Genomic DNA, 21,656 nt, shown 5'->3' on the forward strand with positions numbered 1-21,656 from the left:
ACCTACGGTAACCTTACTCCGCAGTAAGAAGGAAGAGCCGTGCACACCGAACGCGCCCGGGAGCAGCCGACCATGCCCGAGGTCACCCTCGCCGCACCACCCGCTCTGGCCCCTCTCCTCGTCCGCGGCGCGGTCCGCTCCCCCTTCCGGCGACCGCACCCCGACGCCGCGTTCCCCCGCGAGCGGCTCGTACTGCCCGGGGTACGCGTGGACGCCGCCCGCCTCGCCCGCTACGAGCGCGTGTGCGGGTTCCCGACGGGGGCGGAGGCGCTGCCCGTGACGTACCCGCATGTGCTGGCCTTTCCGCTGGCCATGCGGTTGATGAGCGCGCGGGCGTTTCCATTGCCGTTGCTGGGGTTGGTGCACACGTCGATCTCTCTTGCGCGGCATCGGCCGCTGCCGGTGGGGGGCGAGTACGAACTCGCCGTTCATGTCGCGGGGTTGGCCGCGCATCGGCGGGGGACGGAGGCGACGGTGGTCACGGAGGCGCGGTGGGGTGGGGCGGTCGTCTGGGAGTCGACCAGTACGTATCTGGCGCGGCACGGTGGGGAGTCCGAGCGGAGGTCTGTCGAGCCTGTCGATCCGCTGCCGGTGCGGGACGAGTGGGGGCTGGGGGCGGATGTGGGGCGGCGGTATGCGTCGGTCTCCGAGGACCGGAACCCGATTCACCTGACCTCGGTGACCGCCCGTCTGTTCGGGTTCCGTCGGACGGTTGCCCATGGGATGTGGACGGCGGCTCGGTGTCTGGCCGCGTTTGGGGAGGTGGAGCGGGTTCGGGTGGAGTTTCGGGCGCCTGTGTTGTTGCCGGGGAGGGTTGAATACGGGGCGTCCGATGAGGGGTTCGAGCTGCGGAGTGACGGGCGGGTGCACTTGGTCGGGACCGTTCGGGGGTGGTGATCGCGCGTTCCCGAGTGGGGGTTGTCTGTGGTTGCTCGCGCAGTTCCCCGCGCCCCTAACTACCTACAGTCCAGCCGCGTCCTTCCATCAAGGACCCCAAGCCCGACCACGCGAAGTTCATCAGCGTCGCGGCCGCCTGCTGGGCCGTGACCCCCTCCGTGGCGTTCGCCCAGGTCGCCAATGACTCCGCCGCGCCCACCAACGCCTCGGCCAGGCCGGCCATCTCGTGGTCGGGGAGGTCGGGGTTGTGGTGGGCCTCGCGGGCGGCGACGGCGAGGAGCTGGGTGACGAAGGTGACGATCTCCTTGCGCAGGGCGGCGACCTCGGCGGCGAAGCGGTCGCCGTGGGTGCGGGCGTGCAGATGCAGCACCGACCAGGCGTCCGGGTGCTGCGCGGTGTGGGTGAAGAAGGCCAGCAGGCCGTCCCAGAGGCGGCGGTCGGCGGGCTCCTCCAGACGCACGGCCGCGCGCACGGCCTCGGTGAGCGCGGCGGCCTCACGGCGGATGACCGCGGAGAACAGGTCGTCCTTGGAGTTCAGGTACAGATACACCAACGGCTTGGACACACCCGCGAGTTCCGCGATGTCGTCCATCGAGGCGGCCATGTACCCGCGCTGCCCGAAGATCCGTACGGCGGCGTCCAGCATCTGCTGCTCACGGACGGCACGCGGCATCCGCTTGGTCTTCACAGCTCCCATGGGAGCAAGGGTAGTTACGACGCGCTGCGCGTACGCGCGGCCTCGTCGACCGCGGCGTCCTCCTGGCTGCGGTTGGCCTCGAAGTTCGCCTTGGCCCGCTCGACCCGCTCGACGACCTGCGCCGAGGCCCGGTCCCGCTCGCCGCGCAGCACGACGAAGCTGATGGGCGCGGAGATCACCAGGGCGAGCAGCACGACCCACATGCCGTTCGAGCCGCCGAGGCCGCGCGGGACGATGCCGGAGTGGACGAGACCCCAGACGACCACCAAGCAGGCCACGAAGATCCCGAGGCGCATCAGCGTGTACCGGAGCATCTCAATCCACTCTTCCGAATCCAAAAGGGGGCACCGTCCAGTGAAGCACGCCGGGCCCCCGATCTTGTACGGGGGTCAGCCGGGCTCAGCCGAGCGACAGCAGCATGATCACGTCGTCGCGGTCGTCGCCCGGGGCCACGCGGATCGCGCCGGGGATGCGGCCGACCTCCTTGTAGCCGCAGGAGCCGTAGAACCGCTCCAGGCCGAGGCCGCCGCGGCAGGTGAGACGGATCGCCTCGATGCCGTCCAGGCCGCGGGCCGCGTCCTCGGCGGCCGCCAGCAGGTCACGGCCGTAGCCCTTGCCCTGGTGGCGCGGGTGGACCATCACCGTGTACAGCCACAGCCAGTGCGTCATCAGCCGGTGGGTGTTGAAGCTGAGGAACGCGGTGGCGGCGACGCGGCCGTCCTCGTCGTGTCCGACCAGCAGCCGGACGCGTCCCTCCGCCATCGCCGCGAAGTGCTTCACCAGCTCCGGGCGTATCGTCTCCCGCTCCACCGGCGGCACGAAGCCGACGGCTCCGCCCGCGTTGGAGACATCGGTCCACAGGTCGAGGAGGCCGTCGCGCAGCTCGGGGGTGACGACCGGGTCAAGAGTGAAAGTAAGGGCCACGCAGGCATCGTAGCCATTACGTCAGCGCGCGTGCCGCGGTTTCCAGATCGTGGACGAGCCCCTCGTACGCCGTCTCGCGGTCGTCGGCCCGCAGCACGGACGAGGGGTGCACGGTCGGCACGAGCCGCTCCTGGCGTCCGTGGATCTCCCGCTCCAGCACGGTGCCGCGCACCTCGGTCACCTTGAACGAGCTGCCCAGCAGCGCCTTGCCCGCGGTGGCGCCGAGCACCACGATCAGCTCCGGCTCGACGATCGCCAGCTCCGCGGCCAGCCAGGGGCCGCACGCCGTCATCTCGCGCAGGTTCGGAGACTTGTGGATACGCCGTTTCTTCGGCTCGGCCTGGGTGAACTTGAAGTGCTTGACCGCGTTGGTGACGTACGCCTCGCCCGGGTCGATCCCGGCCTCGGCGAGGGCGCGGTCCAGCAGCTTCCCTGCGGGGCCTACGAAGGGCTTGCCCTGGCGGTCCTCCTGGTCGCCGGGCTGTTCTCCTACGAGCATGACGCGGGCGGTCGTCTTTCCCTCGCCGAAGACGGTTTGCGTCGCGTCGCGGTGGAGGGGGCAGCCTCGGCAACCGGCTGCGGCTTTCCGGAGGGCGCTGAGGGAAGCGCCCTCCGGGACGAAGGGCTCCGCCGTGTACTGGTCTTCCGAGGTGGTCATGACCGCCGGGTACCCAGTACTGGTTGTGTGTGGTTGCTCGCGCCCACGCGGCGGAGCCGCAAATTGATACAGCCCCGCGCCCCTTAGGGGCACCCCCCGCAGCCCTGTTTCAAGGGATCAGAACCTCATCGACTGGGGCTCTTCCCGACGGCCGACGGCCGGCCCCTCGAACTCGCGGATGATCTCGTAGCGCGTGTTCCGCTCCACCGGGCGGAACCCGGCGTCACGGATCAGGTCCAGCAGATCGTCACGGGTCAGCTTGTTCGGCGTGCCGTAATTGTCGGCGTCGTGGGTGATCTTGTACTCGACGACCGAGCCGTCCATGTCGTCCGCGCCGTGCTGCAGGGCGAGCTGGGCGGTCTGGACGCCGTGCATGACCCAGAAGACCTTGACGTGCGGGACGTTGTCGAAGAGGAGCCGGGAGACCGCGAAGGTCTTCAGGGCCTCCGCCGGGGTCGCCATGGTGGTGCGCGCCTGGAGGCGGTTGCGGATCTTGCCGTCCTGCATGTCGACGAAGTCGTGCTGGTAGCGCAGCGGGATGAAGACCTGGAAGCCGCCGGTCTCGTCCTGCAGCTCGCGCAGCCGCAGCACGTGGTCGACGCGGTGGCGGGGCTCCTCGATGTGGCCGTAGAGCATCGTGGAGGGCGTCTTCAGGCCCTTCTCGTGCGCGAGGCGGTGGATGCGGGACCAGTCCTCCCAGTGGGTCCGGTGGTCCACGATGTGCTGCCGGACCTCCCAGTCGAAGATCTCGGCGCCGCCGCCGGTGAGGGACTCCAGGCCGGCGTCGATCAGCTCGTCGAGGATCTCGGACGCGGAGAGGCCGGAGATCGTCTCGAAGTGGTGGATCTCCGTCGCCGTGAAGGCCTTCAGCGACACGTTCGGCAGGGCGGCCTTCAGCTCGCGCAGCGAACGCGGGTAGTACCGCCAGGGCAGGCTGGGGTGCAGGCCGTTGACGATGTGCAGCTCGGTGAGGTTCTCCGACTCCATCGCCTTGGCGAGCTTGACGGCCTCCTCGATGCGCATCGTGTACGCGTCCTTCTCCCCCGGCTTGCGCTGGAAGGAGCAGTACGCGCAGGAGGCCGTGCACACGTTGGTCATGTTGAGGTGCCGGTTGACGTTGAAGTGCACCACGTCACCGTTCTTGCGCGTGCGCACCTCGTGGGCGAGCCCGCCGAGCCAGGCCAGGTCGTCCGACTCGTACAGCGCGATGCCGTCCTCGCGAGTCAGCCGCTCACCGGAGCGGACCTTCTCCTCCAGCTCGCGCTTGAGCCCGACGTCCATGCGTTTTGCCCCTCTCTACGACAGCCCGGCCAACGGTACTCCCCCGCGACTACACCTCTTCGGGCAGCTCACCCACCCGGTTCTCCCACTTGGTGGAGAGCACGATGGTGGTACGGGTCCGGGAGACGCCCCTGGTGCCGCTGAGCCGCCGGATGATCTTCTCCAGGCCGTCGACGTCGTTGGCGCGCACCTTGAGCATGAAGGAGTCGTCGCCGGCGATGAACCAGCAGTCCTCGATCTCGGTGAAGTCCTTCAGCCGGCGCGCCACGTCCTCGTGGTCGGCGGCGTCGGAGAGGGAGATGCCGATGAGGGCGGTGACGCCGAGGCCGAGGGAGGCGGAGTCGACCGTCGCCCGGTAGCCGGTGATCACCCCGGCCGCCTCCAGCCGGTTGATGCGGTCGGTGACGCTGGGTCCCGACAGGCCGACGAGGCGTCCCAGCTCCGCGTAGGAGGCCCGGCCGTTCTCCCTCAGGGCCTGGATGAGCTGCCTGTCCACCGCGTCCATGCGATCGAAGCCTTCCGAGATAAAGGGTGATGGGTCGAAGAGTCCGGGTGCCGGTCAGGAGGGGCGGGCCCCGCCGAGGTCGCCCTTCCACCGGCGGTAGAGGTCGTGCGCGACGCCCGCCGCGTCCAGGACGCGTCCGGCCACGAAGTCCACCAGGTCCTGGATGTGCGTGGCGCCGGCGTAGAAGGCGGGCGAGGCGGGGACGACGCAGGCGCCCGCGTCGTCGAGTGCGACGAGGTGGCGCAGGGTCTGGCCGTTCAGCGGGGTCTCGCGTACGGCCACGACCAGGGTGCGGCGTTCCTTGAGGGTGACGCTCGCCGTGCGCTGGAGCAGGTCCTTGGACAGGCCGAGCGCGACGCCCGCGACACAGGCCGTGGAGGCGGGCACGATCAGCATGCCCTTGGCCGGGTACGAGCCCGAGGAGGGTCCGGCGGCGAGGTCACCGGCGTTCCAGTACCGCACCCCGGTCAGGTCGACGTCGAAGCGGTCCGGCTTCCCGTCGGCCCCTCGGGCCAGCCATTCCCGCAGGTCGTCCTGCCAGTGGGCGTCCCGGAAGGAGATCCCGGTCTCGTCCAGCAGCGTGAGCCGCGAGGCCCTGCTGACCACGAGATCGACGCTCTCCCCGGCGTCCAGCAGCCCGCGCAGCACAGCCGCCGCGTAGGGCGTCCCCGACGCCCCGGACACCCCCACGATCCAAGGCTTGCGCTGCGATTCTCCTGCGTTCACATATTGAGCGTACCGGTGGGACGAACGTGCCTCAGGACGGGTGGGGGGCCTTGGGGTCCACTCAGACCGTCAGACCCCGCACCATGAGGTCCAGCAACGCGCACACGAACAGGGCGATCCCGATGAAGCCGTTGACGCTGAAGAACGCCCTGTTCACACGGGACAGGTCATGCGGGCGGACGATCGTGTGCTCGTACACGAAGGCCGCCGCCACGATCAGCAGGCCCAGCCAGAAGAAGGTGCCCGCGTCCGTCAGCAGGGCGTACCAGGTGAACAGGGCCGTCGTCACGGTGTGGCAGGCGCGGGCGCCCCAGATCGCTGCAGGGATGCCGAAGCGGGCCGGGACGGAGCGGACGCCGATCTCGCGGTCGGTGTCGACGTCCTGGCAGGCGTAGATGAGGTCGAAGCCGCCGATCCAGATGCCGACGGCCAGGCCGAGGATCACCGCGTCCCAGGACCAGGAGCCCGTGATCGCCAGCCAGCCGCCGACCGGGCCCATCGCCTGGGCGAGACCCAGGATGGCCTGGGGGAAGTTCGTGAAACGCTTCCCGTAGGGGTAGACCACCATCGGGATCACCGCGACCGGCGCCAGGGCGAGGCACAGCGGATTCAGCAGAGCCGCCGAGCCCAGGAAGACCACCACCGCGATCAGCGCGCCCGTCCAGGCGTGCTTCACGCTCATCGCGCCGGTCACCAGCTCCCGCTGCGCCGTCCGCGGGTTCCGCGCGTCGATCTCCCGGTCGATGATCCGGTTGACCGCCATCGCGAAGGTCCGCAGCCCGACCATGCAGACGGTGACCAGCAGCAGCCGGCCCCAGTGGATGTTGCCGTCCAGCTCGAACATCGCCGTCAGCGCGGCGATGTACGCGAAGGGCAGCGCGAAGACCGAGTGCTCGATCATCACCAGGCGCAGGAAGGCCTTGGTGCGTCCTGGCTGCGGGAGTGCCGCGGAAGCGCTGCTCACAGGCCGTACTCCTTCCAGCGGCGGTTCACCTTCGCCGCCGTATCCGGGTCGGACAGGACCATCTCCGGCCACCCCCCGTCGCGCGTGTAGCCCTCCTCCGGCCACTTGCGCGTCGCGTCGATGCCCGCCTTGCCGCCCCAGAACTGCTGGTAGGAGGCGTGGTCCAGATGGTCCACCGGACCCTCCACCACGGTCAGGTCACGGGAGTAGTCCGTGTTGCCGAGTGCTCGCCAGGCGACCTCGTGCAGATCGTGGACGTCGCAGTCGGCGTCCACGACGACGATCAGCTTGGTCAGGGACATCATGTGCGCACCCCAGACCGCGTGCATCACCTTCTGCGCGTGTTTGGGGTACTTCTTGTCGATCGAGACGATCGCGCAGTTGTGGAAGCCGCCCGCCTCGGGCAGGTGGTAGTCCACGATGTCCGGGACGATGATCTTGAGCAGGGGCAGGAAGAACCGCTCCGTGGCCCGGCCCAGCGGGCCGTCCTCCGTCGGGGGGCGGCCTACGACGATCGACTGGAGCAGCGGCCGCTTCCGCATCGTCACGCAGTCGATCGTCAGCGCCGGGAACGGCTCCTGCGGCGTGTAGAAGCCGGTGTGGTCGCCGAAGGGCCCCTCCGGCAGCATCTCGCCGGGCTCCAGCCAGCCCTCGAGCACGACCTCCGCCTGCGCGGGCACCTGGAGCGGGACCGTCTTGCAGTCGACCATCTCGATGCGCTTGCCGGCGACGAAGCCCGCGAAGAGGTACTCGTCGATGTCGCCGGGGAGCGGGGCCGTCGAGGCGTACGTCACCGCGGGTGGGCAGCCGAAGGCGATGGCGACCGGCAGGCGCTCACCGCGGCGGGCGGCGACCTGGTAGTGGTTGCGGCTGTCCTTGTGGATCTGCCAGTGCATGCCGATGGTGCGCTTGTCGTGGCGCTGGAGCCGGTACAGACCGAGGTTGCGGATGCCCGTGTCGGGGTCCTTGGTGTGGGTCAGGCCCAGGTTGAAGAAGGAGCCGCCGTCCTGCGGCCAGGTGAACAGGGCCGGCAGCAGGTCCAGGTCGACCTCGTCGCCCTTGAGGACGACCTCCTGCACGGGGGCCTCTTTCACCTTGCGCGGCGGCACGTGCGTCATCGCGCCCAGCTTGCCGAAGGCCTCCCGCACACCGACGAACCCCTGCGGCAGCTCCGGCTTCAGCAGGCCGCCGATCTTGTCGCTGATGTCGTCGTACGACGTCAGGCCCAGGGCCTTCAGCAGGCGGCGGTCGGTGCCGAAGACGTTCATCGCGAGGGGCATCGAGGAGCCCTTCACGTTCTCGAAGAGCAGCGCGGGGCCGCCCGCCTTGTTGACCCGGTCGACGATCTCCCCGACCTCCAGGTGCGGGTCGACCTCCACCTTGATGCGCTTCAGGTCTCCCTCGCGCTCCAGTGCCCTGAGCAGGGAGCGAAGATCGTCATAAGCCATGGGGTCAAGTATCCGGCACGCACTACGCTGGGGGCGTCACCGGGGTGCCGCGCCCCGGGCCCGTACTCACAAGGGACCGACGACATGCTCCGGGTGCTGATGTTCCTCGTGCCGCTGGCACTGAGCATCTACGCGTTCATCGACTGCATCAGCACGGACGAGAAGGACGTCCGGCACATGCCCAAGCCGCTGTGGGCGATCCTCGTGCTGCTGTTCCCGCTGGTGGGCTCGCTGTCGTGGATCATCGCGGGCAAGCGGCGCAGCCCGGCCGCCGACGGCTGGTCCGGGGTGCGCGGCGGCGGGCGCCCGCAGTGGGTGGCACCGGACGACAACCCCGACTTCCTGAAATCCCTCGACGAGGACCCCGGGAAGAAGAAGGACGACGACCCCAAGGGCGAGTGAGATGGAGCTGCGGCTGCTGGTGGCCTTCGAGAAGGTCGCCACCGTGCTGAGCTTCACCCGCGCGGCGGCCGAGCTGGGCTACGCGCAGTCCAGTGTGACGGCGCAGGTCCGCTCGCTGGAGTCGACGCTCGGCACGGAGCTGTTCGACCGGCTCGGCGGGCACATCCGGCTGACGGAGGCGGGGATGCGGCTGCTGCCGTACGCCCGGCAGATCATCGAGCTGACCGAGGAGGCGCGGGCGGCCGTCGCCGGCGCGGAGGAGCCGTCGGGCACGCTCACCGTCGGCACGATGGAGTCGCTGACCAACCACCGTCTGCCGCCGCTGCTCGAGTACTTCCACCACCGCTACCCGAAGGTGCGGCTGGCCCTGCGGACGACGATCGGCGACGAGACCCGGCAGGCGCTGCGGCAGGGCACCTACGACGTGGGCTTCCTGATGGAGGAGGAGACCGAGCACCCGGGCCTTCAGAGCGTGGTGCTCACGGTGGAGCCGCTGGCGCTGGTGGCGGCGCCGGGGCATGTGCTGGAGGGCGTGCGGGTGACGCTCGCGGAGCTGCGCATGGAGTCCCTGCTGGCGACCGAACCGGGGTGCGCCTACCGGGACCTGTTCGAGCGGGAGCTCGGACAGTCCGTGTCGTTCATGGAGTTCGGCACGATCGAGGCGACCAAGCGCGCGGCGGCGGCCGGCCTCGGGGTCGCCCTGCTGCCCGAGATCACGGTCGCCGCCGAACTCGCCGCGCGGAGTCTGGTCCGGCTGGACTGGCAGCCGCCCTTCACGCTTCGGACGCAACTGGCGTGGCGGTCGGGGAAGCGGCTTCCGTCCCATGCGCGGCTGTTCGTGGAGCAGGCGCGGCGGCTCGTGGCCGAGCAAGGGTGACCTTGAGGCCGGCGGTCACGATCAGCGGGACGCCGAGGGCCTGGACGAGGCCGATGTGGTGGCCGTACACCGCCCAGTCGGCGACCATCGCGACGGCCGGGTAGACGAAGGCCAGCACGGCGATCTTCGAGGTCGGCAGCTGGGCGTAGGCGGCGTACATCAGGACGTACATCAGCCCGGTGTGGATGACGCCGAGCCCGGCCAGCCAGCCCCAGTCGGCGCCGGTGCCGGCCATCGCGCCGAAGTCGGCGAAGGGCAGCAGCAGCGGGATGCCGACGAGGACCTGCACGAGGGCGATGAGGTGCGGGCGCACGCCGCTGATCCTCCCCCGCTGCTCGACGCGCGGGGGGACCCCCATGGTGACCAAGGTGGACAGCCCGTAGAGCAGCGCGGCGAGGAGGGCCTGGCCGATGCCGAGCAGATAGCCGCCGCCACTGGTGAAGTCCCCCGGCGTGACCCCGGACACCAGGATCAGCCCCGCGAAGGCGAGCCCGGTCCAGCCGACCTTGGCGGCGGTGAGGCGTTCGCGGAAGAGGAGGGCGCCGAGCAGGACCACGTAGAACGGCTGGGTGTGGTAGACCACCGTGGCCACGGAGATCGACGTGTTCTCGTACGACTGGAAGAGCAGGACCCAGTTGAGGACGATGAACACCCCGCCCAGTACGGCGAGTCCGAGGGTGCGGGGGGTGAAGCCGTGGTCGCGGAGCCAGCCGCGGGCGAGGACGTAGCCGCCGAGGGCGAGCGCGCCGAACAGGACCCTGAAGAACACGACGTTGAAGGGCGAGGCGCCCGACTCGACGACGAAGACGCCGAGGGTGCCGGAGAGCACCATGGCGGCGGTGAGCTGGGCCGTGCCCTTGGTCTGTGAGGTCATGTCCAGGACGCTACGAGCGGGCGTAGGTGCCGGTCCACGCGCTGCTGGGGCGTCCTTCCGATGGGGGCATCGGGCCCGTCGATGGGCGCTGGTCAGTCGAGGGTCGCCTGCTCCACGTGCTCGACCCTGATGTGCTCGTCGCCGAACGCGTCCTCGATGAGCGGCCGGGCGACCTCGGGGTCGTCGACGCCGACACTGACGTACCCGTGCTCGTCGACCCCGACCTCCCTCAGCTGGAAGGTGCCGTTCCAGCGGTTCATGTCCTCCCCGATCCGGTCGGCGAGGGCGTCCAGCTCGGCCCGGCTGGCGTCGGTGTCGTGGAGCCGGAGGGTGACTCCCTTCTCGGCGAGGCCGCAGACGGCGGCGTCGAAGGCCGCGGACGGAATCCGCCACACATCGGCGGCGTCCCGCTCCTCGTCGACGGCCAGCCCGGTGAACACCGCGGCATGCCGGCCGGCGGCCAGCTCGTCGATCCGCGCGATGGTGCGGTTCAGCGGGGTGTCGTCGGTGCCCTCCTCGTCGACACCGGAGCCGGGCCGCTCCCCCTCACACGTCCTGTCCCGCGACGAGCCGGCCGTGTCGACGTAGGTCCGCCCCTTCTCGTTCCCCCTCCCGCTCCCCTTCTCGTTCGCGTCGACGTACAGCGCGAGCGCCACGACGGCCGCCGCGGCGGCGGTGCCTGCTGCGAGGGTGCGATAGTCCATGGGCCTCTCCGTCCGTTGCCTTCGGGACTGTGACGCGGGACGGGGGCGAAACGTTGTGCGGACCGGCCGGCCTCTGCCGTCACTTCGGCTCGGCGGCGACCGATCTGTAGATGCGGTCCGGCAGGATCTTCGCCGCCTCGTCCAGGGACATGTCCTCGATGCCGGAGAGCCAGCGGCGGGCCGTGGCGACGATGGGGCCGAGGACGAGGGACTCGACGAGGGGCTGCGGGAGGGGGGCGAGTTCGCCGGAGTCGATGTGGTGCTGGATCCAGACGGCGAAGGCCGAGATACGGGCCTCCTGGTTGTCGCGCAGTTCCTGGCCGCGGGCCATGCCCTGCTGGTCGGCGCGCGAGGAGTGCAGGAGCAGGGAGGCCGTGCGGTGCTCCTGGATGAAGGCCAGATACGTGCGGGTGACGGCGCGGATGCCGGAGCGGGCGGTGCGGGTGTGCGCGAGAGCCCCGGCCAGCTCGGTCAGCAGCCGGCCCAGCCAGCGCTGGGTGAGCGCGTTGATCAGCCCGTCGATGCTGCCGAAGTGGTGGTACAGGCTGCCGAGGCTGACGCCGCTCGTCTTGGTGATCGCGCTGACGGTGAGGCCCTGCTCGCCGGACTCGGCGTAGACACGCAGCGCCGCGTCCAGGAGCAGTTCGACCGTGGCCTCACCGCGTTGTTGCTTGGGGCTCATGCAGTGCAGCGTAGATCACGGCCAGTTTCTGAAGTGAATTTCTAGAAAAGGTCTCCAAGGTTGGGCCGCTGTGATCCAGACTGGCCCGTATGTCTCAGAATCCTCAACAGCCGCGGCCCGGCGGGTGCTTGGCCGTCGTCGCGGTCATCGGCGCCATTGTGCTCGGCGTCGGGCTGTTCAGTCAGGCGAACGACGACGACAGCGACAACTCGGCGGACTCGTCGGTCACTTCATCGCCGTACGACACCTACGATCCGTACGACCCGTCGACCGAGACGCCGGACCCGTACACGAGTGATCCGTACGAGACCGAGGACCCGTACGAGACCGACGATCCTTACGAGACCGAGGATCCCTACGACAGCGGTGACTACGGCTCCGAGCCCACCGAGTCCGAGGAGCCCGACCCCTACACCGCCGGCACCTGCCTCAACGGTCAGCTGCCCGACTCCACCACCGCGCAGGAGGTCAGCGTCGACGAGGTCGACTGCTCGGCGTCCGACGCGCACTACCAGGTGATCGAGACGATCCCCTTCACCTCCGACATGACCCGCTGCCAGAGCAACCCGCGCACCGAGTACGCCTACAACTACCGCTACACGCTCAACGGCACGACCATCAACGAGTACGTGTACTGCCTGATCGGCCTGGGGGCCTACGCACGATGACCCACGACCTGACGGGCAGCGGGGCCGAGCCGCTCCAGGACGACGACCCGCGGCGCATCGGACCGGTCCCGCTGCTCGGGCGGCTCGGCTCGGGCGGTATGGGCCGGGTGTACCTGGGCGTCCACGACGGGCGTTACGCCGCCGTCAAGCAGCTGCTGCCCTCCGTCGTCGGCGAGGACAAGGACTTCGTCCGCCGCTTCGGACACGAACTCGACAATCTCGCCCGGCTGCCCGCCGGCACCACCGCGCCGCTGCTGGCCGGTGACCGCGAGGCGCGCCCGCCGTGGTTCGCCACGGCGTACGTGCCCGGGCTGACCCTCCACGAATGCGTCCAGTCCTACGGTGGTCCGCTGCCGGCCGGTGCGCTGTGGCTGCTGCTGCACGAGGCGGCGTCCGCGCTGGCGCGGGTGCACGAGCGGGACATGGTCCACCGTGACCTCAAGCCGTCCAACGCCATGCTCACCCTCGACGGGGTCACCCTCATCGACTTCGGCGTGGCGCGGGCGGCCGAGCAGAGCCAGCTGACCCGGACCGGGATGGTCGTCGGCACACCGGCCTACATGTCACCCGAACAGGCTTCGGGTGCACGGGGCTTGACCGGGGCGGTGGACGTCTTCGCGCTCGCCTCCGTCGTCGCGTTCGCCGCGAGCGGGCGTCCGCCCTTCGGCGAGGAGTCCGGGCACGCGGTGCTGTACCGGATCGTGCACGAGGCCCCCGATCTGGCTCCGCTGCGGGCCGTCGATCCCGAGCTGGCCGAGGTCGTCGCGTCCTGCCTGGACAAGGACCCGGAGGGCCGGCCGACCGCCGCCGAGCTGGTGGAACTGGCCGCGCCGCATGTGCCGTCCGGCGGGGCGTCGGGGGTGTGGCCCGCGCCGGTCGTGGAGGTGCTGGCTCAGAGGGCGGCGTTCGCGGGGAAGGTGCCGGAGGAGGTCCTCGTCCCGGAGACCGCCGAGGAGGAGGCCGGGGGGACGGGGGCCGCGAAGGAGGCCTCGGAGGGGGCCGCGAAGGGGGTCGCGAAGGGGGTCGCCCCTCGCGAGCGGCGTCGGCGTACGCGCGTGTTCCTCGCCGTCGTGCCCGTGGTCGTGACGGCCGCCGCGACCGTGGCCGTGCAGCTGCTGCCGTACGCCTTCTCGCCGGACGGCGACAAGGGCGACGACACGCGGGCGGCCGACCCGGGCGTGACGGTGTCCGGGTCCGGCGGTGCCGGCTCCCCTTCCGTGTCCGCCTCCGCCTCGGACCGCGCCCGGCCGGGCAAGCGGGCCTCCGCGTCGCCGGCCGGCAAGGAGCGGCCGGGCGAGGGCGACAAGGGCGGGACGGGTGCGGGAGGCACCTCGATCGGCGGCAGCTCGGGCGCGGGGACGGATACGGGCACGGGTAGCGGCTCGGGTACCGGCTCGGGCGACGGCACGACCGGCTCCACGGGCTCCACGGGCTCGACTGGCTCCACGGGCTCGACCGGGACCACCGGGGAAAGCACCGGCTCGGACACCCCCACCCGAGCCCCCACCACCCAGGCCCCGCCACCCTCCACCTCCGGCACCCACCGCTACCGCAACGGCGACACCGGCGTGTGCCTGAGCCAGGTCTACGGCTCGGCGAGCCACGGCGAGTGCTCCGGCTCGGCCACGTACTGGACCGTGCAGAGCACTTCCGGCGGCTTCCGGCTGGTCAACCAGCAGTCCGGCGGCTGCCTGTACGCCAACATGCTGGGCCAGGCCGTCTTCGTCGGCACCTGCGACGGCTCGTCCTCGCAGGTCTGGCGCAGCGGCTCCGGCGGCAGCCTGGTCAGCGTCTCCAACGGGGGCTGTCTGGACCTGGGGATGGGGCAGACGGACGTGGTCACCTCGACCTGCCGGGGGGAGGCGTCGCAGAGCTGGTCGGCGCAGTGAGGCCCCGCGTCAGGCGGGGTTCACCCGCAGCAGGAGCTTGCCGGTGCTGGTGCGGGCGCCCATGAGGCGGTGGGCCTCGGCGGCGTCGGTGAGGTCGAACTCGGCGGTGACGGGGATCGAGACCGTCCCGTCCGCCGCCGTGGCGAAGGCCTGCTCGGCGAGGGCGCGCAGGCGTGACGGGGCGGTGGCGGCGAGGGTGAGGATGGAGAAGCCGGCGACCGTGGCGCCCAGGGGGTTGAGGTCGGCGCGGGTGACGCTCCAGGGCGCTCCGCCGCCGGCGTTGCCGAAGTTGATCAGGCGGCCGAAGGGGGCCAGGGAGGCGAGAGAGGCGCGGAAGGTCTCGCCGCCCACCGCGTCCAGGACCAGGTCGGCTCCTCGGTCGTCGGTCGCGGCGCGGACCGCCTTCTCCAGGCCGCCGTCCCGCTCGAAGTCACCAACCAGGACGTCGTCGTAGCCGTGGGCCAGGGCGTGGGCGGCCTTCGCCTCCGACGACACCGTGCCCAGCACGCGCCCCGCACCCGCCGCCTTCGCCAGCTGGCCCGCGACCGTGCCGACCCCGCCCGCCGCGCTGTGCACCAGGACCGTCTCGCCCGGCTGGAGCCGGCCCACCTGGTGGATCAGGGCGTACGCCGTCGGCAGGACGGTCGGCAGCGCCGCCGCCGTGCGCAGGTCGAGGCCCTCGGGCACCGGGAAGACGGTCGCCGCCTGCACGACGGCCACCTCGGCGTAGGCGCCGCCCTCGGTCAGGGCCGTCACCTCCTGGCCGACGGCCAGGCCCGTCACGCCCTCGCCGAGGGCGCGGACCCGTCCCGAGACCTCCAGGCCGGGGACGTACGGCAGGTTCTCGACGCGGTAGCCCTCGGCGCGGGCCAGCACGTCGGCGAAGTTCACCCCGGCGTAGGCGACGTCGACGGCGACCTCGCCGGGGCCGGGCTCGGGGATCTCCCGCTCGGCCGTGACGAGGACCTCGGGACCGCCGGTCTCGTGGAACTCCACCGTACGCATGACAGACCACACCCCTTCGAGGTGTTCAACGAAAAGCGAACACTCGAGACTGTATGGTTTTCATCGAACACTCCGCAAGACGACCGCCGCGCACGATGCCAGAAGGGCAGGGCAGGGCATGGCACAGCAGAGTCACCGGGCCGCACCGGAACACACCCATCCCGACGACGTCCCCGTCCTCACCGCGCTCGCGGCCCTGGCCGACCCGGTACGGCTCACCCTCGTACGGGAACTCGCCTCCTCGGCCGAGTGGTCCCGCGCCTGCGGCAGCTTCGACGTCCCCGTCGGCAAGGCGGCCCTGAGCCACCACTTCACGGTCCTGCGCGGCGCGGGCCTGGTCGAGCAGCGCGACGAGGGGCCCCGCCGGGTCAACCGCCTCCGCCGCACGGAGTTCAACGCCCGCTTCCCCGGGCTCCTGGACCTAGTCCTGCGCGAGGACTAGCCCTCCGGTGAACGCACCCCAGGCGGAGTGGCCGATCAGAAGGACCGGCCCGTCGGGGCCACTCTTGCTGTCACGCACGGGGACGACGGACCCGAACCCGGGGGCGACCTCCACGCAGTCGCCGCCGTTGGCCCCGCTGTAGCTGCTCTTGATCCAGGTCGCCACACTCAACAGGCCCTTGTCCATGGTGGCCGTACCCTTCCATCAAGTCGCTGATAAGAGCGGCGGATTGGGGGGCTGAGAGGACATCCGCCCTGAGCACATCATAGGTCCGCTCGTGGCGCGCGTAGACGGCTGGATCGTTGATGAGGTGCCCCCTCTCCAGCGACTCCGAGTACACCCACTGCTCCCCTTTGGGCATCGTGATCAGCGACAGCGAGGTGTCGGGACGGTCGACGTCCGAGCAGTACGAAGGGAACACCTGGACACGGATGTTGGGCAGACGTCCGACCTCCAGCAGGTGGGCGCACTGACCGCGCATGACCTCCGGGCCGCCCACCACGTGACGCAGGCAGCTCTCGTCCAGCACCGCCAGGTAGAGCGGTCCGTCCTCCGCGAGGAAGCGCTGCTGTCGACTCAGACGCGCCCGCACGCGATCCTCCACCTCATCGACGTCCGTGAGGCGCCGGGAGAACAGCGCCCGCGCATAGTCGGCCGTCTGTAACAAGCCAGGAATCACCTGCGTCTGGTACGCCCGCACGGCGGTGGCTTCCGCGTCCATCTGCGCCCTGCGCTCGAACCAATCCGGATGCTCCACCTGCGGATACCAGTCGACCCTCCCCCACAGCCTCCCCAACGCCCCACCGCTGCCCAGGACTTCGTCACACTTCTTTGCAAACGCATGTTGCGGAACCCGCGCCCCCGCTTCGACACGGGCCACGTACGACCGGTCGCAAGGGATCTCGCGGGCCAGCGCCTCCTGAGTGAGGAGCGCGGACTCGCGGAAGTGGCGCAGGAGTTCTCCGAACAGCACGGCGTTACTGGTCACAGGCCGACCCCTCCGTGACAGCGACCCGGTGGCACGCGTGGAGCGTTGATGCAGACCGTACCCGTGGGCGACGCTCGGTATACCCAGAGTCACGGAAGATGCTCGGAGTCGGACATGCAAGAGCACTTGGAGTCGGGGGCACTCGTCTACGACCCCCGGACGCGCAAGGTCGGCACACTTCAGGCCAAGGTCGGCCCCTACGTGCTGCTGCGGCCCGTCGGCGGAGGCCGCGAGTGGGAGGCCGATCCCGTGCGGATCCGGGCCGCCACAACGGAGGAGCGGCTAGCCGCCGGCCTCCGGGCGGCGAACGAGAGGTCCACCGGCACCGGTCGCCGCGTCTTCCGGTACGTGCCGTACTCGATCGTCCAGGACGCCTCCGCGCAGCCGGAGTACGAGGCCCGGTGCGTGTCGGGCGACGAGGCGGACTGCGGGGCCACGTCGGGGTTGTGTGCACACCCGGCGGATGTGGAGGAATGGCAGAGACGCCACACGCAGGAGACCCGGCACACCCGGTACCGCCGCGGCTTCATGGACTACGCCGTGCTGGAGCGCCAGGGCTGAGCACGCCCTGACAAAACACCAATTACCGGCCCGCGCCACCCACTTTGCCGAATCTTGACCTCACAATGCGGCAACTTGGAATTGACTTGGCGATCACTCACGTCGTTACGTACTCGTCGCAAGTGTGAATACGTCGTGAGTGAGCTATGACAGGTATATCGGCCCGATTGCGCGGCCGCAGCAGAGCAGTTGGCACGCTGCTCGGAGTGACACTGGCCGTCGGCCTGGTCCCCGGGACCGGCGTCGCCATGGCCCAGACAGCAGCCCCTGCCACCGACACGGTGAAGGCCGCTGACGGAACCCCCGCGGCCACCGAGGCGCAGGCGCTGGCGAAGGCCAGGAAGACCGGCGACAAGGTGGAGGTGCTCGCCCTGCGGGGTGAGACCACCGAGGTGTTCGCCACCCCCGACGGCGACTTGGAGGCCAGGGAGTACCTGCGGCCGACCTGGACGCGGGACGGCGGCGCGTGGAAGCGGGTCGACACCGAACTCGCCCCCGCCACGGGCGGAATGGTCGCGCCCCGGGCCACCACGGTCGATCTGGCGTTCTCCGGTGGCGGGTCGGCCGACCCGCTGGTGCGCATGGAGCGTGCCGGGAAGACGATGAGCCTGTCGTGGCCCACCGCGCTGCCCGAGCCGGAGCTGTCGGGCGCGACGGCCACCTACCCGGAGGTCCTGCCGGGTGTCGACCTGCGCCTGACCGCGCAGGAGGACGGCTTCACCCAGCTGCTCGTGGTCAAGTCGGCCGAGGCCGCGAAGAACCCGAAGCTGGCGGAGCTGCGCCTGAAGCTGAAGGCGGACGGCCTGGCGGTGAAGGAGAACGCCAAGGGCGGGCTCCGGGCCGTCGCCGACGGCACCGACGGCACCGTCTTCGAGGCGCCCAAGCCGGTCATGTGGGACTCCAGCCCCGGCAGGTCCGGCTCGGCCCCCAAGGCTGCCCTGAGCGCCAAGGCCCGCGGCCTCGCCGGTCCCCCGGCCGACGAGCCCGGCGCCGCCGACTCCGGCCGGGTCGCCCCGGTCGGCGTGGACCTGCCCGCCGGTGACAAGGAACTGGTCCTCACCCCGGACCCGGCCGTCCTGAAGGGCGCCGACACGCGGTACCCGGTGTTCATCGACCCGCAGTGGTACTCGCCGCGCGCCTCCGCGTGGACCATGGCCTCCAAGTACTGGGCCGGTTCCCCGCAGTGGAAGTTCAACGGCGACTCGGACGCGGGCCTGGGCTACTGCGGCTGGTCGTACTGCCAGCCGTACGACACCAAGCGCCTCTTCTACCGCATCCCGACCTCGGCCTTCGCGGGCAAGACGATCCTGTCCGCCGAGTTCGTGGTCCGCAACACCTGGTCGGCCTCCTGCTCGGACCGCACGGTCGAGCTGTGGGACACCGATCCCATCACGGACCAGACGACCTGGAACTCGCAGAGCGCGTCCGGGTTCTGGAACAAGCAGCTCGCCTCCGACTCGTTCGCGTACGGCTACTCGGGCTGCTCCGCGGCCGACGCCGAGTTCAACGTGAAGTCCGCGGTGCAGGCGGCCGCCACCGCCAAGGACCCGTCGATGACGTTCGGTCTGCGGGCGGCCAGCGAGACGGACGCGTACGCCTGGAAGCGGTTCTCCGACAAGGCGTTCCTGCGGGTGAAGTACAACCGCCCGCCGCCGCAGGTGAAGATGTCGCAGCTCACCATGGAGTACGGCGGCACCTGCAAGAAGTACACGAGCCCGGCGCGGGTGCGCACGCTCGGCAAGGTGACCGCCAAGAACATCACCGACCCCGACGGCGACGACGTGGCCGTGCAGTTCCAGGCCAAGTGGGACTCGGGCGACGGCAAGGGCCTCATCGCCCGCTGGACGCCGGGGCTGACCAAGTACAAGGACTCCGGCTCCAGCTTCACCGTCAGCCTGCCGACCTCGATCACGCCGAACAAGCAGGTCCACTGGTACGTGCGGGTGCGCGACACCGACAGCCAGGGCGATGGCAACTACTCGCCGTGGTCGTACGCCGGTGACGCGACGGGCTGCTACTTCGTCTACGACACCAACGTGCCGAAGGCCCCCTCGGTGACCTCGGGCGAGTACCCCGAGTCCAACACGGAGGACCCCGCGGACCCGTGGTACGACGGCGTCGGCAAGTACGGCTCGTTCACGATCGACTCCGTCGAGACCGACGTGGTCAAGTACTACTACGGCGTCAACGCCGACCCCAGCTCCAAGAACACGCTGGTGACCAGCGGCGGTGCGGCGCAGATCGCCAAGGTGCTGCCGGACGAGCCCGGTCTGAAGTTCGTGACCGCGCAGGCCTTCGACGCGGCCGGCAACGGCAGCGAGATCCGCACCTACCAGTTCCGGGTGAAGTCCGGTCAGCCCGAGCGCGGCCAATGGGACCTCGACGAGGAGGCGGGCGCGACCAAGGCGACCGCCACCGCCAAGGACCGCCCGGCCACGCTGTACGGCGGGCCGACGCCCGGCGCGGCGGGTGCCAAGGGCACGGCCGTGCATTTCGACGGCGTGGACGACTACGCCCGTACGGACATCCCCACGATCGCCACGGACGGCTCGTTCTCGGTGTCGGCGTGGGCGAAGCTGACCCAGGCGCCGAGCACTGCGGCGATCATCGCGGCCCAGCCCGGCAACCACTCCCCCGGCTTCGAGCTGTACTACTCCAAGGTCTACGACCGGTGGGCGTTCAACCAGTACACCTCCGACTCCGCCTCCGCGACCCCGGTGCGGGTGATGCCCGCCTCCGCGGGCGGCGCCACCGTCGGCAAGTGGACGCACCTGGTGGGCACGTACAGCTCGGGCAGCGACGAGCTGAAGCTGTACGTCGACGGCACGCTGGTCGGCACGACCACCTACGCCACCCCCTGGGACGCACGGCGCGGTCTGCAGATCGGCGCGGGCTCCTACAGCGGTCAGCCCGGCTCGTTCTTCCCGGGTGACATCGACGAGGTGCAGATCTTCGACAAGCCGCTGTCGCAGACCGAGGTGACGCAGCTGGGCACCAAGGCCTCGCTGGTCGTCGGGCGTCCGGCCCGGATGGTCTTCGCGATGGACGAGCAGCCGGGCGCGACCGAGCTGACCGGCAGGCCCGAGGTGCTCGACGCCTCGTACGTGGGCGGCGCGACCGCGGGCGCCGAGGGCGTGGCCGGCAAGGCGCTGTCCCTGGACGGCACGAACGACTACGCCACCACCAACCGGCCGCTGCTGAACAACCAGCGCAGCTTCGCGGTGTCGGCGTGGGCCAAGCTGCCCTCGACCAAGCCCAGCCACGCCGGTGTCATCGCCACGCAGGTCGGCACGCACCGGCCGGGCTTCGAGCTGTACTACTCCAGCGGCTACGACCGCTGGGTGTTCAACCAGTACTCGGAGGACTCCACGGCCGGCACCCCGATCCGCGCCATGCAGGCCGAGGGCAAGACCGCCGCGGCCGGTGAGTGGGCGCATCTGGTCGGCGTACAGGACACGGTGGCCGACAAGCTGCTGCTGTACGTCAACGGCTCGCTGGCGGGCTCCACGGAGATGACCGCCAACTGGTACGCGGGCGGAGCGGTGCAGATCGGCGCGAGCCAGTTCGACGGCGCCGCGGCCTCGTTCTTCACCGGGCAGATCGACGACGTGCGGTTCTTCGACCGCGCGGTGTCGGGCGACGAGGTGTACCAGCTGTTCAAGCAGCGTCCGCTGGTCAAGAGCCGCTGGCAGTTCGAGTCGACCGCCGGGACCGCTCCGGTCACCACCCCGGACGCGGTGAGCACCACCAACCCGCTCACCCTGAACGGCGGCGCGGTGAAGTCGGACTTCGGGTTCATCGACTTCGGCGCGATGGAGCTGAACGGCACCACCGCCTACGCGTCCGCCGCGAAGCTGCCGGTGGACACCTCGGGCAGCTTCACGCTGACCGCGTGGGCGCAGGCATCGACGATGCCGTCCGGGGCGGTGACCCTGGCGAGCGCCGAAGGGGCGACCCGCTCCGCGTTCACCGTGAAGTTCGTGCCCGACGCCACCAACCCGGAGGGCAGCCCCGGCCGCTGGCAGCTGGCGGTCGCCGACTCGGACACCACCGACGCCACGGTGGTGCAGGCCGACAACGGCGAGTTCTACGACGCGCGTCAGTGGAACCATCTCGCCCTGGTCTACGACGGCTTCGCCAAGCAGGCCCGGCTGTATGTGAACGGCGGGCTCGCCGAGATCGCGTGCGCCGACGCCGACGGTGACGGCGAGGCCGACGTGGCCGGCTGCGAGGACGTGGTGCCGTGGGCGGAGAACACGCTCGCGTTCAAGGCCACCTCCCTGCAGATCGGCCGGTCCGGCACCGGCACGAAGGCCGGCTCGTACTTCCCGGGCCTGGTCGACGACGTGTGGACCTTCCAGGGCGCGCTCACGGACGCGCAGATCGAGAAGCTGTCGGTCAGCTGGTTCGACGTACCCACTCGGGTTCCCGGCGACTGACGTGTGCAACAGGGGCGCTCGGGGC

The 21,656-nt window shown here is 70.5% G+C and carries 23 protein-coding genes; 8 read left to right on the forward strand and 15 right to left on the reverse strand.

Annotated elements, in window-relative coordinates:
• Nucleotides 1-72 precede the first annotated feature (72 nt).
• On the forward strand, nt 73-897 hold the full coding sequence (locus ACIQ6Y_RS31270) for a MaoC/PaaZ C-terminal domain-containing protein (RefSeq protein WP_404044189.1): 825 nt from the start codon (nt 73-75) through the stop codon (nt 895-897).
• A gap of 55 nt (nt 898-952) precedes the next feature.
• On the opposite strand, the gene ACIQ6Y_RS31275 is transcribed toward ACIQ6Y_RS31270, so the two are convergent.
• The 9 genes from ACIQ6Y_RS31275 to ACIQ6Y_RS31315 all read right to left on the reverse strand — a co-directional run bounded on the left by ACIQ6Y_RS31275 (nt 953) and on the right by ACIQ6Y_RS31315 (nt 8,100).
• Nucleotides 953-1,594: a TetR/AcrR family transcriptional regulator gene (locus ACIQ6Y_RS31275; RefSeq protein ID WP_404043961.1), complete on the reverse strand. Its 642-nt coding sequence runs from the start codon at nt 1,592-1,594 to the stop codon at nt 953-955.
• Between the two features lie 14 nt (nt 1,595-1,608).
• Nucleotides 1,609-1,908, reverse strand: a complete 300-nt coding sequence (locus ACIQ6Y_RS31280) for a DUF4229 domain-containing protein (RefSeq protein ID WP_404043963.1) — start codon at nt 1,906-1,908, stop codon at nt 1,609-1,611.
• An 85-nt stretch (nt 1,909-1,993) separates the two neighbouring features.
• Nucleotides 1,994-2,518: a GNAT family N-acetyltransferase gene (locus ACIQ6Y_RS31285; protein ID WP_404043964.1), complete on the reverse strand. Its 525-nt coding sequence runs from the start codon at nt 2,516-2,518 to the stop codon at nt 1,994-1,996.
• A gap of 16 nt (nt 2,519-2,534) precedes the next feature.
• On the reverse strand, nt 2,535-3,176 hold the full coding sequence (locus ACIQ6Y_RS31290; protein ID WP_404043966.1) for a UdgX family uracil-DNA binding protein: 642 nt from the start codon (nt 3,174-3,176) through the stop codon (nt 2,535-2,537).
• A 117-nt stretch (nt 3,177-3,293) separates the two neighbouring features.
• Complete coding sequence (gene mqnE, locus ACIQ6Y_RS31295; RefSeq protein WP_404043968.1) at nt 3,294-4,457, reverse strand: aminofutalosine synthase MqnE; 1,164 nt, start codon at nt 4,455-4,457, stop codon at nt 3,294-3,296.
• A gap of 49 nt (nt 4,458-4,506) precedes the next feature.
• On the reverse strand, nt 4,507-4,962 hold the full coding sequence (locus ACIQ6Y_RS31300; protein WP_404043970.1) for an Lrp/AsnC family transcriptional regulator: 456 nt from the start codon (nt 4,960-4,962) through the stop codon (nt 4,507-4,509).
• A gap of 54 nt (nt 4,963-5,016) precedes the next feature.
• The gene (locus tag ACIQ6Y_RS31305) at nt 5,017-5,688 is read right to left on the reverse strand and encodes a UbiX family flavin prenyltransferase (RefSeq protein WP_404043972.1); all 672 of its coding nucleotides are present in this window, start codon (nt 5,686-5,688) and stop codon (nt 5,017-5,019) included.
• A gap of 61 nt (nt 5,689-5,749) precedes the next feature.
• Nucleotides 5,750-6,652 (reverse strand): menaquinone biosynthesis prenyltransferase MqnP, encoded by a 903-nt coding sequence (gene mqnP / locus ACIQ6Y_RS31310; RefSeq protein WP_404043974.1) that lies wholly within the window; start codon nt 6,650-6,652, stop codon nt 5,750-5,752.
• On the reverse strand, nt 6,649-8,100 hold the full coding sequence (locus ACIQ6Y_RS31315; RefSeq protein WP_404043976.1) for a menaquinone biosynthesis decarboxylase: 1,452 nt from the start codon (nt 8,098-8,100) through the stop codon (nt 6,649-6,651). The genes mqnP and ACIQ6Y_RS31315 overlap by 4 nt, the downstream gene beginning before the upstream one ends.
• 84 nt (nt 8,101-8,184) lie before the next feature.
• Between ACIQ6Y_RS31315 and ACIQ6Y_RS31320 the strand changes: the two genes are divergently transcribed.
• Nucleotides 8,185-8,502 carry a PLD nuclease N-terminal domain-containing protein gene (locus ACIQ6Y_RS31320; RefSeq protein WP_404043978.1) on the forward strand — a complete coding sequence of 106 codons (318 nt, stop codon included), beginning with the start codon at nt 8,185-8,187 and terminating at the stop codon, nt 8,500-8,502.
• Between the two features lies 1 nt (nt 8,503).
• Nucleotides 8,504-9,379 (forward strand): LysR family transcriptional regulator, encoded by an 876-nt coding sequence (locus ACIQ6Y_RS31325; protein ID WP_404043980.1) that lies wholly within the window; start codon nt 8,504-8,506, stop codon nt 9,377-9,379.
• Here the strand turns inward: ACIQ6Y_RS31325 and ACIQ6Y_RS31330 are convergent.
• The 3 genes from ACIQ6Y_RS31330 to ACIQ6Y_RS31340 form a co-directional block, all read right to left on the reverse strand.
• Nucleotides 9,276-10,253: a DMT family transporter gene (locus ACIQ6Y_RS31330; RefSeq protein WP_404043982.1), complete on the reverse strand. Its 978-nt coding sequence runs from the start codon at nt 10,251-10,253 to the stop codon at nt 9,276-9,278. The two genes, ACIQ6Y_RS31325 and ACIQ6Y_RS31330, sit on opposite strands and share 104 nt — an antisense overlap.
• A gap of 92 nt (nt 10,254-10,345) precedes the next feature.
• Nucleotides 10,346-10,957: a hypothetical protein gene (locus ACIQ6Y_RS31335; RefSeq protein ID WP_404043983.1), complete on the reverse strand. Its 612-nt coding sequence runs from the start codon at nt 10,955-10,957 to the stop codon at nt 10,346-10,348.
• A 79-nt stretch (nt 10,958-11,036) separates the two neighbouring features.
• Nucleotides 11,037-11,639, reverse strand: a complete 603-nt coding sequence (locus tag ACIQ6Y_RS31340; protein ID WP_404043985.1) for a TetR/AcrR family transcriptional regulator — start codon at nt 11,637-11,639, stop codon at nt 11,037-11,039.
• An 89-nt stretch (nt 11,640-11,728) separates the two neighbouring features.
• Between ACIQ6Y_RS31340 and ACIQ6Y_RS31345 the strand changes: the two genes are divergently transcribed.
• Nucleotides 11,729-12,307, forward strand: coding sequence for a hypothetical protein (locus tag ACIQ6Y_RS31345; RefSeq protein ID WP_404043987.1), 579 nt, complete (start codon nt 11,729-11,731; stop codon nt 12,305-12,307).
• Entirely contained in the window at nt 12,304-14,196 is a 1,893-nt protein-coding gene (locus ACIQ6Y_RS31350; protein WP_404043989.1) for a protein kinase, read from the forward strand. Before ACIQ6Y_RS31345 ends, ACIQ6Y_RS31350 begins: the two co-directional genes overlap by 4 nt.
• Nucleotides 14,197-14,205: 9 nt before the next feature.
• Here the strand turns inward: ACIQ6Y_RS31350 and ACIQ6Y_RS31355 are convergent, their stop codons facing one another.
• A complete protein-coding gene (locus tag ACIQ6Y_RS31355; RefSeq protein WP_404043991.1) occupies nt 14,206-15,201 on the reverse strand; it encodes a zinc-binding alcohol dehydrogenase family protein in 996 nt (331 codons plus the stop codon).
• Nucleotides 15,202-15,319: 118 nt separating this feature from the next.
• Here ACIQ6Y_RS31355 and ACIQ6Y_RS31360 point away from each other — a divergent pair, with 118 nt between their 5' ends.
• Nucleotides 15,320-15,643, forward strand: a complete 324-nt coding sequence (locus ACIQ6Y_RS31360; protein WP_404043993.1) for an ArsR/SmtB family transcription factor — start codon at nt 15,320-15,322, stop codon at nt 15,641-15,643.
• Here the strand turns inward: ACIQ6Y_RS31360 and ACIQ6Y_RS31365 are convergent.
• Nucleotides 15,623-15,757, reverse strand: a complete 135-nt coding sequence (locus ACIQ6Y_RS31365) for a DUF397 domain-containing protein (RefSeq protein ID WP_404043995.1) — start codon at nt 15,755-15,757, stop codon at nt 15,623-15,625. The genes ACIQ6Y_RS31360 and ACIQ6Y_RS31365 overlap by 21 nt on opposite strands.
• Complete coding sequence (locus ACIQ6Y_RS31370; RefSeq protein WP_404043997.1) at nt 15,714-16,631, reverse strand: Scr1 family TA system antitoxin-like transcriptional regulator; 918 nt, start codon at nt 16,629-16,631, stop codon at nt 15,714-15,716. The genes ACIQ6Y_RS31365 and ACIQ6Y_RS31370 overlap by 44 nt, the downstream gene beginning before the upstream one ends.
• Before the next feature lie 114 nt (nt 16,632-16,745).
• Between ACIQ6Y_RS31370 and ACIQ6Y_RS31375 the strand changes: the two genes are divergently transcribed.
• Together ACIQ6Y_RS31375 and ACIQ6Y_RS31380 are read left to right on the forward strand one after the other, a co-directional pair.
• The gene (locus ACIQ6Y_RS31375) at nt 16,746-17,192 is read left to right on the forward strand and encodes a hypothetical protein (protein ID WP_404043999.1); all 447 of its coding nucleotides are present in this window, start codon (nt 16,746-16,748) and stop codon (nt 17,190-17,192) included.
• Nucleotides 17,193-17,338: 146 nt separating this feature from the next.
• Nucleotides 17,339-21,631, forward strand: coding sequence for a LamG-like jellyroll fold domain-containing protein (locus tag ACIQ6Y_RS31380; protein WP_404044001.1), 4,293 nt, complete (start codon nt 17,339-17,341; stop codon nt 21,629-21,631).
• The last annotated feature ends 25 nt before the right edge of the window (nt 21,632-21,656 follow it).

Origin of the sequence: Streptomyces sp. NPDC096205, from assembly GCF_044763135.1 — a bacterium.
Lineage (GTDB): Bacteria > Actinomycetota > Actinomycetes > Streptomycetales > Streptomycetaceae > Streptomyces.